The sequence below is a fragment of the Psychrobacter sp. JCM 18902 genome, assembly GCF_904846615.1.
In the GTDB taxonomy this organism is placed as follows: Bacteria; Pseudomonadota; Gammaproteobacteria; order Pseudomonadales; family Moraxellaceae; genus Psychrobacter.
The window spans coordinates 1,797,036-1,809,740 of sequence record NZ_CAJHBK010000001.1; the positions used below are offsets into that span (position 1 = coordinate 1,797,036).

A 12,705-nucleotide genomic window follows, 5' to 3' on the forward strand; every position below is an offset into this window, starting at 1 on the left:
ATTACATTAGCCTATCTTTTCCGCTGGGTTTTATTAGCTCTTTCCCGTTTGCTTGGTTATCGTCTAGCTACTTTAGTCATATAGCATTCTTAGTACAAGATGGATAGGTACAGCATAGGATAATACGGCAAATAGCAGGCTGAGCAAACATGACGACGCTGTGACCGATTTCTCTAGAATGCCCGATATATCTCTATACAAGACTTGTAAAGAGCATACCCCTTGTCTTAGAATGGCATTGTTAATGATAATGTCTATTTTGTTAAGTATTCTTTCTAAAATGCTTTAAACTGACGTTTTAAGTTAGCACACCTCCTTACTTATAAATGTTACCTATGCATCATCAGCATGCTGGTAATACGATGACCCTATCATGTCTACTAAGCGCCGCAAGCTTGTTTTACGATATTCATCACCGGTAACGATGTGGTTCGGTATGTTGGTCGCGTGTTTTGCTTGGATCATGCACATTACGCTGTTGCTCACACCTCTATGGGACGATAATGCCCACTTAGGTCATGGTATCTGTGCAGAGCTTGCACCGATTGTATCGGCAGCTAAGCAGTATGAGCAAATACAGACTGATATTGCGCAAACGAATCACAACATACCCATTGATAGTGCCGCTCGTCATTTCCTTCATCATAATGCATCCCTATCTTTAGCATCGCCTGCGACCGTTGAGCCAGTCATAACGGTTGACGCCGCACCTTCACAGGAAGCTTTGTATAGCAAAGATAAGGTTGCAAGCTCTGAATCTAACCCTGATGCCGTAAAATACACTGGCTGTGACCTTTGCACTGCCATGTCTGCGGCACTATTGCCAGTCGCTTTTACACATACTGACTCGGCTTTGATTGAGCTGTCTACTGTCTCAGTCACGTTTTTGTATCGCTCACATACCTACTCTCCTAGTAATTTTTTACGACCCCTAGCACGCGCTCCTCCAGTCATACTCACATAACTATCTACATAATTATCCAAATTTATAGTCCAATATTTTTAGGGCGTGTCCTCATTTTAAAAATGGTGATAAACATGAGATAAATTGCCGTCAAACAAGGAAAGTAGCGCAAATAATATCAAGATATTAATAAGCTATTTGATGATGTTTGGCAAAATTTAGCCATTTTTAGCCTATTTCGAAAGTAATCGATTGAATTGAGGACACGCCCTAGAGCATTAGTGACAATGCTCTCAATCAACGCGCTCATTTGAGCTCTGATTGAGGCACTTGTATGCGTTTGCCTAAAACATTGCGCTCAAAACTGTGCTCAAAACTGTGCTCAAAACTGTGCTCATAATATTGTGCTCAAAATGCTATCTATTTATATCGGAAAATATTCGGCAAGTGCTTAGTCTAAGTCCATAAATGGCTTGGCTTACCTTGGCTGACATTGCCTCTTGGTAAAAACTGAATAACCGATTTCATAAAATATTTTTGCGAATTTCTAGGAAAGTAAGATGTCATCTTCATCAATGAATGCTGTACCTATTTTAAAACTAAGTGTTTTAGCTTTGTCTTTATTGCATATCAGTAGCGCTTATGCGGATTCCACAACCGTAAAGGCGCACCTGCCTACTACGGATGATGAGCCACATATTCAATTGCCAGAAATCGTCGTTTATGCGACAGCAGCGGATAAGCGCTCTAGTACCAATGCACTTGGAACAGCCGCCACCCTTGATCAAAAATTTATTAACAGCAAACAAGTGGCAAGCAGTGATACGGCCACCATACTGACAAAAATACCCGGTCTAAATGTCCAAAGTGCCGGTGGTATCTCAAACTTGCCCGTGATGAGAGGCTTGGCGGACAACCGTCTGCGTATCTTAGTGGATGGCGTTGACTCAATCGCCTCCTGTCCAAACAGTATGAACTCACCCTTGTCTTATATTGCGCCAAGCGCTATAGAGAAGACCACCGTCTATGCAGGTGTGACGCCTGTGAGTGTCGGTGGTAATAGTATTGGCGGCACCATCGTCGTCGAAACAGCAGAGCCTATGTTTTCAACGGATAGCGACATACTAACTTCAGGTGAAATTGGCACATTTTATCGTAGTAATGGTGACGCTTATGGTGCCAATTTATCTACCACAGCGGCAAACGATCAGCTTAGCCTCACCTATAAAGGCAGCTTTGCGCAGGCGGATAATTATAAAGCTGGTGGTGATTTTAAATTTTATACAGAGACAGGAAACGCTGGTAAAACCTTAGCGAAGGACGAAGTTGGTTCAACCGCCTATGAAAGCAAAAACCAGTCAGTAGATGTGGCTTATAAGAATGGCAATCATCTACTACAAGGCACTTATTTGTGGCAAAACGTCCCAAAAGAGCTATATCCAAATCAGCGGATGGACATGCTCGACAATCAGCTTGACCGCATTAATTTGCGCTACAAAAGCGAGTTAAATTGGGGACAGTTAGAAGCACAGGCCTATCATGAAGATGTCGATCACTATATGAATTTTGGGGAAGACAAACAGTTCTTATATGGTAATGCCAAAGGTATGCCGATGTACACCAGTAGCGAGACCATCGGTGCCAATCTTAAAGGTATTATTGATTTAACCAATCAAAGCACGCTCAATATAGGTGCTGAATATCAAGACTACACGCTCGATGACACGTGGGCGGCATCTGGCGACGGTATGATGTCGCCAAACGACTTTCAAAATATCAACAATGGTCAGCGTCAGCGCATCGGTATCTATGGCGAATGGGAAAAAGACATCTCGCCTGACTGGAGCACCCAGCTTGGCGCTCGCTATGAAAACGTACGTACCAGTGCTGATGAAGTACATGGCTATCAAATCGATGGTCAAAACAATATGACCAATCAGCTGCGAGATAGCGCTAACTTTAATGCCAGTGACCGCCGAACCACTGATAACAACTTTGATATTACTGCACTCGCACGCTACAACATTGATTCACAAAAAAATCTAGCCTTAGGTCTGTCGCACAAAGAGCGTACGCCAAGCTTATATGAACGCTATACCTGGTCCACTTGGAAAATGGCGGCCATCATGAATAATACTGTTGGTGACGGTAATGGCTATTTTGGTGATCCTAATCTACGCCCAGAAAAATCTAACACCCTATCTGCCACCTTAGACTGGCGCGGTGCTGATGATAGCTGGGGCGTTAAAGCCACTCCTTACTATTCAAAAATTGATGACTATGTCGATGCCGTACAGTGGAACCCCATGGCAAACACAGCAGCTAGCACTCAAACAGCGAATCAATATAATGTGCTGCACTATACCAACCAAGATGCTGAGATATATGGCATAGATATCTCAGCCAATCGGGAGCTGGCAACAAATGCTTGGGGGTACTGGAATATGGTAGGCTCCTTAAGCTATACCAAAGGGAAAAATAAAGACAGCGGCTCAGACTTATATAACATCATGCCATTCAATGGCAGTGTTGCCCTGAATCGGGAAAATAACGGTTGGACAAACCAAATCGAAGTGGTGGGCGTCGCGGCTAAAAATGATATCTCAACCCCTCGCAACGAAATTAAAACGGCGGGTTATGGTCTCTTAAACCTCAGTACAGGCTATCAGTTTAAAGAGGTAGCGATTGAGGCTGGTATCGATAACGTATTTGATAAAAACTATGATCTACCTCTAGGGGGCGCATACATGGGTCAAGGCAAAACCATGTCGATGAATGGCGAAATAGGTAGCGGTTCTAACTGGGGTACTGCCGTCCCTGGGGCGGGCCGATCATTGTATGTGGGTGTCAACTATAAGTTTTAGGTGTCATTAAGATAGGTCATTAACTGACTAACATAACGATTAAACCTTCAACGGATTTTATTTATCTTATATTTTAGGAAGCACCTTCATGACTATGGCACTATTAATTGCAGCATTCTTAATGGGATTTTTTGGTTCGCCGCATTGCTTAGGTATGTGTGGCGGTATCGTCACCGCATTCGGACTATCGATGAAAGAAACCAGTCCAGCAAAAAAACGCGGCCTCATTGCGACTTACCATTTGGGGCGCTTACTGAGTTATGCCCTATTGGGCTTAATTGCTGGCGTAATTGGCACCACGGTATTAACCCCTCTGATGGTTGGCAATAGCACACCTCGCATTCTACTAGGATTGGTCTTGGTATTTGTAGGATTAACCATGCTAGGGTTGCCTTTTTTAAACAAGCTTGAACGTCTTGGTATGCATTTTTGGCAAGCTCTATCACCTCTTCGGCAGAAAGTATTCCCCTTAAACACCTTTCCTCGAGCATTGACGGCAGGTTTATTATGGGGGTTTTTACCCTGTGGTCTCGTTTATGGCGCATTACTTATTGCGGTCGTCGGTCATGACCCGCTCACAGGTGCCGTGTTAATGTTTGTCTTTGGTCTAGGAACCGTACCCATGCTCGTCGCTACGCACGGAACGGTCAACTGGATGCGCAATCAAATCGGGCGTTTGCGCTTAAGGCAAGTGAATGGCGTAATCATGATATTATCTGGCTTAGCCGTCATAGCGGTGCCGATGATCATGGCCAATATGCATGGTGGACACGGGCAAATGAACCACGAGCAAATGAATCATGAGCAAATGAATCACGAGCAAATGAATCACGAGCAAATGAATCACGAGCAGATGAATCACGAGCAGATGAATCACGAGCAGATGAATCACGAGCAGATGAATCACGAGCAAATGAATCACGAGCAAATGAATCACGAGCAATAAAAACGTCTCTCATGTACATAGGAGGCAATGATATTTTAAATTATGGATAGGGCATTTTTAACGTGCCCTATTTTTTTATCTGCTAATGCGCCAACCTCTGAATTTAGCAAAGAAACCTTTTAGCCTTTCAGAAAAATTAAAAGCCTCTGACTCCGGCACTTCTTCAACATGATGACGAGCTGCCAGTATCGGCTGCTGCACCAATCGTTCGTGATGATCGAAAGCCCGATCAAGACTGATACTCATGATAGAGAAGTTAGTCGGACGTGGTAGACAGCGATATACCTGACCCTTATTAATTAATTCAATGACCATATGGGCATCTTTGAATTCAGTCAACATCAGCACCATCAGATCTGGCTGGATATTTTTTAAGGCATAAACGATGGGGGTAATATTTTCTTTATTGAGCGTCGAATCTGTAATCGTGACACCAAAGCGTTTTTTTTGTAATAACTTTGCGGCCTCTTCAAGGTTACTCGCCCAGCTCACGGTATAAGCGCTCTTAAAATGACTTTTTATTTGTTGATAGACACTCTCATCATCGTCTAATACCAATATATTGCGATTGCTAACCGTGCCACTATTAACACAGTTTTGAGTTGCATCATTTTCCATAGTATTTTGTGTGATTTCTTGCGTTTGCTGAGCAATTTCTGTGGCTTTATTAACAATTTTTTTGAGTTCATCATTTTGCCATGGCTTAGTGATATAGCGATAAATTTCGCCCTCATTCACAGAATCCATCACGGCATTTAGATCCGCATAACCAGTTAACAAGATACGAATAGTATTTGGTGAAGCTGCTTTGATGTCACTCAATACTTCCGTACCTTGCTTATCTGGCATGCGTTGGTCGCTGATGACCACTTGTACTTCATTCTGGCTAACATATTCCATTAGCTCAGTGGCATCGGTAGTAATAAATACGTCATGTGACTGGCGAAAATGCATTTTTAAGCTGCGCAAGATACGCGGCTCATCATCGATAAAAGCGATTTTTGGTTTTTGCATGACGCTCTCTTTAAATAAATGGTTGGAAATCTCTCAACTTTCAAATAAGGCTTGCGAAGGTTTCTTTTCATGAACGATAGACTGTATCGGTAGCATGAGGGTAAACGTCGTGCCCGCGCCAACGACTGAGCTAACCTCAATGCGCCCACCATGTTGTTCAATGATTTGTGCCGTAATGGCCAATCCTAACCCTGTGCCATCGCCTGCTTTTTTAGTGGTAAAAAACGGCTCAAAGATATGCGTTAAAATATGCTCTGCGATACCGACACCATTGTCTATAATGCATACAACGATATATTGCTGCGCCTCATCGACAGACGAGCTGACTTGCAATGTCCCTTTATGATCTGGCGGCATGGCTTGGGCGGCATTATTAAATAGGTTTAGTAATACTTGGTTAATTTGTGAAGGATTACATTGAATCGGCGGCAGCTCGGCTAGATTGGTATTGACATCTAAGGTTTTTAAATTATTGCGAGCCATAATCAATGAGGTATTGATGCACTCATTGATATCGACATCTTTTACTTTGGATTCGTCCAGTCGAGAAAAGTCGCGCAAGCTGACGACCAGTTCAGCAATTTGGTCGACGCCATACAATCCATCTTTGATTAAATCTGCCAAATCTTCACTGACTTCATCTTCTTTAATCTCTTCACAGCATTGTAAAGTCTCTTCTATCAGTATCTTGACTTGCTCTTGATTGATAATTGGCGCTTTTAACGCCTGCAATAATTGATCGGTATGCTGTAGCAGTTCATCAAAACGCACGAGATTATCGCCGACCAGCTCCATGTTACTACGCACATAGCCTAGCGGCGTGTTGACCTCATGTGCCACGCCTGCCACCATCTGACCTAATGTAGCCATTTTTTCGGAGCGCACCAGATGCACTTGTGAGGCTTTTAACTCATCCATGGCTTGCTGCAAGTCTTGCGTACGGGCGGCGACTTGTTTTTCTAGATGAACATTGATTTCAGCAAGTGCGCCTTCATTTTCGACGACGCGGTCGATCAATTGATTGGTCTGCTCGCTGATGATTTGAATCTCGCTGACATTTGAATGTGGCAGTTTAAGCGCGCTTAATTGTTGATATTTTTTTTGCTCAATTAATGCACCCATATCAGCCACTGCTAGTGCCATGTATTTTAGTGGTCGTGTAAAGTAGCGACGGAACACCCACGCGGTCAACAACAGAATAGGAATAAAACCCAGTAGCATGGTTTGAATCAGCTGGTTTGACAACGCATTTGCCACGCTCATCATGTCATTATTGGGCTTGACGATGACCATCTTCCAATAGGTAAATGGCATGCGAAACACAAAGGCGGTGGCGGGCTGCTGCAACACAAAATCATTGGGCACAGCGATGGTCTCAATCAAGTGACTGTCTACCAGATTAAACGTTTGGTCAATATTCAATAGCAGCAATGCTGACAGCAACTTGGATTCTTGTTCGCTGATTTTATTCAGATTGGTCGTACTCAAAATACTACGTGCCGCGAGCGTATAACGACTTTCATCTCTGGCAACTGCCTCATCGATGAGTGTTTGATTAATGCTATATAGGCTGTCCGCAATAGGGGCAAAGCTTGAATGTTTCTCGGCCAATTGATGTGCGGTTACCATTTCGCCTTGCGGATTATCTTCAGTCGCTTGCGTGACCATAGATTGATCAGGAAAGGTCAAAAATCGATTGTCCAAATCTACCAAAAAGACATAACCACCCAGCTTATCTTGCCACTTTTTCATGGCTTCATCGAGGTTATCTAATAGCAGATTAAAACTCACTACCCCATCAAAAGCCTGATTGCGACTGTCATACAATGCCTTGGCACACGTCATCATCGGCTGATTGCTTTGCGGATCGACATACGCACGGCTCCAGACACAGTGGTCATGACGTGCGTACATCGCAGGAATGTACCACCAGTCTCGATAATAGGGACTCGGCGTTTGGCGCACTTGATTATACTGCTCTAACGGTTGCATGTTGCCTGAGTCATCCCGCGCCCACACAAAGGACTGGCGCTCTCGGTTTTGAGCGTACATATTTGGATCAAACCACACGCCACCGCCCACAATCCGTGGATCGGTCTGTTGCATGAGATTACCAAAAGTTTCTCTATAAAGGCTGTCTTCTTTTGGCAAGCCGCCCGCCATCGCACTGGTTGCCTTTGCCAGTCCGTCGACATGGCTGATATTCGCCATAATGCTATTAATGGCTTCGTTACCCGTTTCAACCACTGTCTCTGAAGTCATCTCCAGTATACGAGGCTTAGCTTGAGTCTCAATAACCCAATACACCATCAGGATAATTAGTAAAAAAGCCAATGCTAAAATAATCAGCATGCGTGTGGAAATACTACCAAGCCGACCAGCAACACTCATAGATAAACCTTATATTGATGCGTCTACCATCATCAATGAATCACTTGATGAATAAAGACACCAGTGATACGAAACCACCATTTATAGTGGGCTCAAGGATACGATGCCGTCATGACAATATGATGACAAAAGTTTTGTTTTCTTATCTGTTGACCAGTATCTTTTAATTAACAACAATTAGCTTGCGCTAAATAAATACAACCTTGTACTTATTTAGCGCTGCTCTCTTTTTATCATCAATAACATCATGCAGCTTATTGAGCGCATATAGTCAGAGCACTTTTAAACCGCTACGGTGTTACCCGCCCTATATGTACTCAGTGTACTATCTGCGGTCGGTCGCCTTGTAGCGATTCTAAAATTCCTTGACTATAGCTGTACTATCAGCCATTGCAAGGCACAAAAAAGCCACTTATTGTTTAAGTGGCTTCTTCATATTCAAGTCAGTCGCTAATTTTTTTATTTATGTCATCAATATCTCTATGATTATAGAGTCTGCCAAGTTTATCTTGTTCTGTACTGTGAAATTTTATACATATGTTATATTAATAATACTAATATAGAGGGTATGTTTGTATTTTATATAATATCGCGGATCACCGTCACTTATCACTGATTGCAAAGCCTGTCTGCTGTACACTCAGAGCTTGATATCACTCGCTCATACAGCTATTCAACTAACCCTAAAGAAAGGCGCTCACAAAGTCTTTCTCTTTTAAATATTAAAGGAAAAGCGATGCGTCCTTTGTTTTTTAGTACTTTGTGCTTAGCAAGCAGTCTTTCACTAATGGCTTGTAGTAGTCATCAACCAACCACGGCAAAAGAATCAACAGCTATCATTAACAACACGGCAAAAGAGAACGCTGACGAACAGCTAAGCATGGAGCCGTCCAGCCCCGAAGAACCGTTATCAGCGTTCACCGCTTTTGGTAATACAGAAAAAAGTTGGCGCACAGTAATTGATGGCAACCAACTCAGCATTGAAGCAGATTTTTTGAAACCAACGACCATCGTTGTCTCTCGTTCGACCTATGCCGAAGGTGTGGAATACGTGAGTACCGTTAGCGGCAAACCTATTATCATGAATATAAATAGCCAGATTTGTACCGATGATAATGGCTATCAAAATGAATTTACGGTGACGTTAACTTATGATAATAAAAGCTATCAAGGTTGTGCCGTTGCTGGAGCGTATGAAACAGCGCCTACGTAATTGCATAGAATTTATTGTGGTTAGCAACCATCATAAATAGCCAGCCATTAGCCAATGGATAACGCATAATTTGGCAAATAAGTACTTATATTACTTTCAACCGATGTCATTATTATTTAATAAAAACACCCTATAGTCTGTCTATAAACCCTTCATTTTAGTCAAATAACCTTTTATATCAGTCTTACTAAATAAGGATGAACCTATGAAAATTATAAAGACTCAAACCAATAATCCGGTAGACCACGACACATTTATCCATCAGCCTGATGCCAGTAAAACCCGTGTAGCAAACATACCAGGCAAGCGCTTACCCTTCCCTGATCAAGTTGGTAATTATCAGCGCAATATTGGGACGCCCACTGACGCTTATCAGGACAGTAAGGTTTATATCGTTGGGGGCGGTATTGCAGGTTTGGCCAGTGCTTATTACTGCATCCGAGATGGCAAAGTACCCGCTGAAAATATTACCATTTTAGAGCATCTTGACGTGGCAGGTGGCTCCTTAGATGGTAGCGGCAATCCTGAGACGGGTTATATGGTGCGCGGCGGTCGTGAAATGGATTTCACTTACGAAAACTTTTGGGATTTATTCCAAGATATCCCCGCTCTTGAAATGCCTGCGCCTTATAGCACCTTGGATGAGTATCGCATAGCAAATGACACCGATCCCAATTACTCTATTGCACGCCTGATCCATAAGCAAGGTGAGATAAAAGACTTCAGTCAACTGGGATTGAGTAAAACCAACCAACTCGCTTTAATTCGTCTGCTATTAAAACCCAAGGAAGAGCTAGACGATATCACTATTGAAGAGTATTTTGATGACAGCTTTTTGAGTAGCAACTTCTGGACGTTTTGGCGAACCATGTTTGCTTTTGAAAACTGGCACAGTTTACTTGAGTTTAAGCTTTATACGCATCGCTTTTTACACGCATTGGACGGTCTAAACGACATGTCTGCGCTGGTATTCCCAAGATACAATCAATTTGATAGCTTTGTTATGCCACTACAAAACTATTTAAAAGATAAAGGTGTGCAGTTTCAGTATGACACGCTCGTTACCGATTTAGACATTGAATTTGAGCATGCTGATAAAGTAACAGGCACCAAAAAGGTCAAAGCCATCATCACGGAGAAAGCGAGTGAGCAAACCACCATTCCTATGGGTAGCAATGATTTCGTCATCGTGACGACTGGCTCCATGACCGAAGATACCCGCTATGGTGATGATAATACTGCGCCGACGCTAGACTTTACAAAAGACAGCATGGGACAATCGTCTGGTTGGAAAGTATGGAATAATCTGGCTAAGCAATCTGACGTCTTTGGTCACCCAGAAAAATTTAATCAGCATGTGGATAAATCTGCTTGGATGTCGGCGACGTTGACCTGCCAGCCGTCTGCCTTTATTGATAAGCTCAAAACGCTGTCTGTCAACGATCCTTATATGGGTAAAACAGTGACCGGTGGCATCATTACGATTACGGATTCAAACTGGCTGATGAGCTTTACTTGTAACCGTCAACCGCATTTCCCTGATCAGCCAAAAGACACGCTAGTCGTATGGCTATATGCCTTGTTTATGGATAAAGAAGGCAATTATGTCAAAAAACCCATCCCAGAATGTACCGGCAAAGAGATCTTGAGCGAACTCTGTCATCACCTTGGCATCCTAGATGATATAGAGAATATCATGGCCAATACCATCGTCAGAACGGCTTATATGCCCTACATTACCTCGATGTTTATGCCCCGTGCTAAAGGCGATCGTCCTGAGATAGTACCTAATGGTTGTGTCAATATGGGTCTAGTGGGTCAGTTCGTCGAGACACATAATGATGTGGTATTTACCATGGAGAGCTCTGTTCGTACTGCTCGTGTCGCAGTTTATGAGCTACTAAATGTGCAAAAACAAGTCCCCGATATTAACCCATTACAATACGATATCCGTCAATTACTAAAAGCCGCGAATACACTCAATGATGGTAAAGGTTTCATCGGCGAAGGTCTATTAACTAAGCTTCTTAAAGGTACTTATTACGAGCACATATTGCCAAAAGCCAATCAATCCACCAACGCTAACGACTCAATATTTACTCAGCAATGGGAGGCAATCAAAGGGCTTTGGCATAAGTAGGTCTGGCATCAGTAATGTTAGTTTTGATAAAAGCGATAACGCTCTAGGGGATGCATTCATTTTAAAAATGCAGATAGAAATGAGATAAATTGCCGTTAAACAAGGAAAATAGCACCGTTACGAATACTAACAGTGCTATTTGACGATTTTTAACAAAATTTAGCCATTTTTAGCCCATTTAAATGTTCATTGATTGAACTAAGGACATGCCCTAGTCAGACTTGGATAACTGCTGTAACTGCTCAATCAGCCAACGGTGTATACCACTGTGACTGGTACGTGGGTGCCATGCTGCTATCACCTTAAATGTGGGTGGCAGGGCTTCCACTTTAAGCTCTTTAACTCGACTGTTTGGCAATAAACGCGAGGGATAAAATGCGATCATATCGGTTGTATAAAGGATATCTGGCACCGCAGAAAAGCTAGGAACGGACATAACGATGTTTCGTTTAAGACCTTTTTCTGCAAACCATTGGTCATGAGAACCACGCAAGTTAGCGCGTGAAGGTGACACCACCAACTGCGAGTGTGCAGCAATTTGCGCCAGTGACAGCGGCTCTGTTGTAAAATTATTATTGCAACCAGTAATGCAGAAATGTTGTTCTTCAAGCAGCGTCACATAAGCCAAGTTATCAGGGATAAATTCTGGGAAAGTAATCAGCAGATCAAGCTCGCCTGCCGTAATAAGCTGATTGACATTGTCTGAGGCAAAATCACGCACGATTAACTTCAAATCAGGCGCGTCGCGGCGCGTTATATGAAACAACTGCGGTAATAATGCCTGCGTCGCATAGTCGGTCGCGCTAATCGTAAATACGCCTTTATACGTCTGCGGCGAAAACACATCTGGCTCTAACAGTGCTTCTAACTGCTCTAATATGCGACTAATGGGTTGCTGCATCGATAGCGCTTTGGGGGTTGCCACCATGGTATTGCCTTGACGAATAAACAAACGATCATCAAACAAATCACGCAGCTTACGTAACTGTTCGCTGATTGCCTGCTGTGTCAGCCCTATTTTGCGCGCGACTTGTGAGAGATTTTTTAAATCAAGCAACGCATGTAGCACTCTAAGCTGCTTGATATCGAGTCGGTTAATTCCATTCATAATATATACCATTTATAATTGTATCTTAAACAACAAAATCCTGTTTCCGATTGTATCCATAAAACTCTATGCTTACCAACCTTACTTACGCAGTAATAAAGCATCAAAACAAGCTCAGTGGTTTA

Annotated in this window: 8 protein-coding genes; 5 read left to right on the forward strand and 3 right to left on the reverse strand. The window is 42.8% G+C overall.

Features of this window, described 5'->3' with window-relative positions; genetic code table 11:
- Positions 1-373 precede the first annotated feature (373 nt).
- From JMY05_RS07320 to JMY05_RS07330, 3 genes are all read left to right on the forward strand, one after another.
- A complete protein-coding gene (locus JMY05_RS07320) occupies positions 374-964 on the forward strand; it encodes a hypothetical protein (RefSeq protein ID WP_201614663.1) in 591 nt (196 codons plus the stop codon).
- 500 nt (positions 965-1,464) lie between these two features.
- A complete protein-coding gene (locus JMY05_RS07325) occupies positions 1,465-3,768 on the forward strand; it encodes a TonB-dependent receptor (protein ID WP_201614665.1) in 2,304 nt (767 codons plus the stop codon).
- 88 nt (positions 3,769-3,856) lie between these two features.
- On the forward strand, positions 3,857-4,714 hold the full coding sequence (locus JMY05_RS07330; RefSeq protein WP_201614667.1) for a sulfite exporter TauE/SafE family protein: 858 nt from the start codon (positions 3,857-3,859) through the stop codon (positions 4,712-4,714).
- A gap of 75 nt (positions 4,715-4,789) precedes the next feature.
- Here the strand turns inward: JMY05_RS07330 and JMY05_RS07335 are convergent, their stop codons facing one another.
- A complete protein-coding gene (locus JMY05_RS07335) occupies positions 4,790-5,728 on the reverse strand; it encodes a response regulator (protein WP_045447149.1) in 939 nt (312 codons plus the stop codon).
- A gap of 33 nt (positions 5,729-5,761) precedes the next feature.
- On the reverse strand, positions 5,762-8,119 hold the full coding sequence (locus JMY05_RS07340) for a PAS domain-containing sensor histidine kinase (protein WP_201614669.1): 2,358 nt from the start codon (positions 8,117-8,119) through the stop codon (positions 5,762-5,764).
- Between the two features lie 736 nt (positions 8,120-8,855).
- On the opposite strand from JMY05_RS07340, the gene JMY05_RS07345 reads away from it, so the two are divergent.
- On the forward strand, positions 8,856-9,332 hold the full coding sequence (locus JMY05_RS07345) for a hypothetical protein (RefSeq protein WP_201581725.1): 477 nt from the start codon (positions 8,856-8,858) through the stop codon (positions 9,330-9,332).
- Positions 9,333-9,537: 205 nt separating this feature from the next.
- Entirely contained in the window at positions 9,538-11,472 is a 1,935-nt protein-coding gene (locus JMY05_RS07350) for an oleate hydratase (RefSeq protein ID WP_201614671.1), read from the forward strand.
- Between the two features lie 211 nt (positions 11,473-11,683).
- Here JMY05_RS07350 and JMY05_RS07355 read toward each other — a convergent pair whose 3' ends face one another.
- Positions 11,684-12,580, reverse strand: a complete 897-nt coding sequence (locus JMY05_RS07355; protein WP_045447211.1) for a LysR family transcriptional regulator — start codon at positions 12,578-12,580, stop codon at positions 11,684-11,686.
- Positions 12,581-12,705 lie beyond the last annotated feature (125 nt).

Coding starts and splice junctions, on each gene's coding strand:
- JMY05_RS07320 (WP_201614663.1), top strand. CDS start 374: ATGTCTACTAAGCGCCGCAAGCTTGTTTTACGATATTCATCACCGGTA.
- JMY05_RS07335 (WP_045447149.1), bottom strand. CDS start 5,728: ATGCAAAAACCAAAAATCGCTTTTATCGATGATGAGCCGCGTATCTTG.
- JMY05_RS07345 (WP_201581725.1), top strand. CDS start 8,856: ATGCGTCCTTTGTTTTTTAGTACTTTGTGCTTAGCAAGCAGTCTTTCA.
- JMY05_RS07340 (WP_201614669.1), bottom strand. CDS start 8,119: ATGAGTGTTGCTGGTCGGCTTGGTAGTATTTCCACACGCATGCTGATT.
- JMY05_RS07325 (WP_201614665.1), top strand. CDS start 1,465: ATGTCATCTTCATCAATGAATGCTGTACCTATTTTAAAACTAAGTGTT.
- JMY05_RS07355 (WP_045447211.1), bottom strand. CDS start 12,580: ATGAATGGAATTAACCGACTCGATATCAAGCAGCTTAGAGTGCTACAT.
- JMY05_RS07330 (WP_201614667.1), top strand. CDS start 3,857: ATGACTATGGCACTATTAATTGCAGCATTCTTAATGGGATTTTTTGGT.
- JMY05_RS07350 (WP_201614671.1), top strand. CDS start 9,538: ATGAAAATTATAAAGACTCAAACCAATAATCCGGTAGACCACGACACA.